The sequence below is a fragment of the Bacillus sp. GS3m_15504 genome (assembly GCF_055825275.1).
Map to the genome: position 1 here is coordinate 1 of NZ_JBVVNL010000018.1, position 2,587 is coordinate 2,587.

Consider the following 2,587-nt stretch of genomic DNA (forward strand, 5'->3'; position numbering starts at 1 on the left):
CCGCTAACTTCATAAGAGCAAGCTCTTAATCCATTCGCTCGACTTGCATGTATTAGGCACGCCGCCAGCGTTCATCCTGAGCCAGGATCAAACTCTCCAATAAAGTTAGTTTGTCTAGCATCTAAAAATAAAAATTGACGTTTCACGTTGTTTGTTTCGTTCAGTTTTCAAAGAACTACTTGGCCGCTCATTTGCGACTTCCTTATGTTAACATCTTCATCTTTCAATGTCAACTAAGTTTTTCATTTCGTTTGTCGCTTGCGACGTTAATGTCATCAGCGACTTTTCTTATATTACACCTCTATATAATAATAGTCAATATTAATCTTTCATTTTTTTAAAAAAGATAAAAAAGACTTTCATACCTCCCTTTTGTTTCTCATAAATATCAATAAGATAACTGAAAGGAGTGTAGAACTTGTTCAATCCTTCTTTATTACACGTCATAAACTCCCATTCAAGAAGCCCACACTATCATAGGAAGTTTCCAATCATTCTATTTTGGAGTCAAAAAAGCGGCTGTACTTCTCTTGCTAAGTGGTTCTTTTACCAGATTGATTTATTACAAACAGCTCTAAGTTATAGTCCTTTCATTCATAATTATGAATATGATATATACAAAAGTACACCTGCCTATAGTGTAAAACTAGGGGTAGCGTTACGAGAAAAACAAAAAGAAACTTTTAAACTTGTTCGTAACCCTTATAGAAGAGCAGTCAGTTCTTTCATATCCTTAATTGCACCTCCTTATATGGAAAATCCCGAATGGAAACCCATCCGAAAGTTTTTATATCAAGATGAAAATTCCCCCAAAGGGATCTCATTTAAACAATTTCTATACTATCTATTTATGAAAGGGGCTCACGCAAGTGATATTAACCCACATTTCACACAACAATATATAGCTGGTGAAGAAGAATATGTGACCAATTATATATACTTAGAAAACTTCGATCAGGAAATGAAAAAATTAGAAAAGCGTTTCGAATTAAAAATCGCACCAATAAATGAGTTTTCAACATCATGGCATCATCAAACTCCCGCCATGATTTATAAAGGGAATTTTAGCGAAGGCGATATTACTGACCCTTCATTTCCCCGTCATCCAACTTTTGAAAGCTTTTATGATACTGAATGTATACAACTTGTTCAAACAATATTTCAAAATGATTTCAATACGTATAAATATAGTAGAGAATACCCATACTGATTTCAATCTATTATCTTTGCCAAATGAAAAAACGCCTAATATATTAGGTGTTTTTTCATTTAAACCATATACAACATACTGCTTAGCATTCCTTACTATTTAAATTATCCCTCTTTAATAACTTACTTATTTTTTGTTTATCTGCCCAGCCTACCCCTATTAAAACTAAACTGCCTCCGATTACTATCTTCCACGTTACAGACTCATCTAATAAAACAATTGAAGCAACAATACTTATTAATGGTAATGCATTTAAATATAATCCACTTACTGATGCTGAGACCGTCTCTAACGCTCTATTCCAAAACCAATACGCTAAAATTGTTGCCCCGATAACAAGATACATTACACTAAATCCTGTCTTCCATGTTTCGATTTTTGGAAAACCATAGTAAAAAGTTTCTGCCATTGCAAATGGTAAGAGGATAACAGCCCCAATGATTAAAGTTAATGTTGTAAAAACCTTGTTTGATAAATACTGTTCTTGTTTTGGTCTTTTCAGCAATATTGTATAGAAAGCAAATAAGAAAGTACTTAATAAAATAAGGATGTCTCCTATTAAAGATACTTCCTGATCGACGTTACTAGATGGAATGGTAATAAGAAGTACTCCGACACCCCCCAATGCAATACCTATCCAATAATTAAGCTGGATTTTTTCTTTCAAAAAGAACGCAGAAAACAGAATTGTAACTAAAGGTAAAGCAGCATCAATAATACTAACATGCAATCCGCTTGTTAAAGAAATACCGTAAGATGTGAACATAAAGTATCCAGCTACACCAGTAAAAGATAGTAAACTCATTCTTTTCCACGGGACTTGTTTATGTTCAACTGATCTTTTTAATTGTTTAAATGAGAATAGCAAGCAAATTCCACTAGCGAATAAAAGGCGAATAAATAACAAAGTAAATGGCTGAATAGATTCTAGCGCCCACTTTGTTGGTGCAATGGCTGTCCCCCATAATATAACAGCCACTAATAACATGCATATTTCTTTCATAATCTCCCACACCCATCAAAAATATATGTTAACCATCTTAATTATAGATATTTTCTTATGCGAAATCCTTTAAAAATGAAAAAACGTTATGTGAAAAACAACTGAATAGTTATTTTCCGCATAACGTTTTCATATATTTTTAGTCATTCTACAACTTAATTATATAAAAGGTAATTCTTACCTTAAACTAGCATTTTAGGATTGCTAAATTTACCGATTATGTTATTTGGTATAGAAAAATAAACACAAAAAACCTAAGTCGAATCGACTTAGGTTTTTGCTTGGCGACGTCCTACTCTCACAGGGACAAGGTCCCAACTACCATCGGCGCTAGAGAGCTTAACTTCCGTGTTCGGTATGGGAACGGGTGTGAC

2 protein-coding genes and 2 rRNA genes are annotated in these 2,587 nt (G+C 33.5%); 1 reads left to right on the top strand and 3 read right to left on the bottom strand.

All coding sequences use genetic code 11. From position 1 onward, the window contains the following. A 16S ribosomal RNA gene (locus tag AC0L0O_RS29880) occupies nucleotides 1-103 on the bottom strand; the annotation flags it as partial. Between the two features lie 315 nt (nucleotides 104-418). Here AC0L0O_RS29880 and AC0L0O_RS29885 point away from each other — a divergent pair. Then, nucleotides 419-1,210, top strand: a complete 792-nt coding sequence (locus tag AC0L0O_RS29885) for a sulfotransferase family 2 domain-containing protein (RefSeq protein WP_000483028.1) — start codon at nucleotides 419-421, stop codon at nucleotides 1,208-1,210. An 82-nt stretch (nucleotides 1,211-1,292) separates the two neighbouring features. On the opposite strand, the gene AC0L0O_RS29890 is transcribed toward AC0L0O_RS29885, so the two are convergent. Continuing rightward, nucleotides 1,293-2,213 carry a DMT family transporter gene (locus AC0L0O_RS29890; protein ID WP_000658291.1) on the bottom strand — a complete coding sequence of 307 codons (921 nt, stop codon included), beginning with the start codon at nucleotides 2,211-2,213 and terminating at the stop codon, nucleotides 1,293-1,295. A gap of 279 nt (nucleotides 2,214-2,492) precedes the next feature. Continuing rightward, nucleotides 2,493-2,587 (bottom strand): 5S ribosomal RNA (rrf, locus tag AC0L0O_RS29895); the annotation flags it as partial.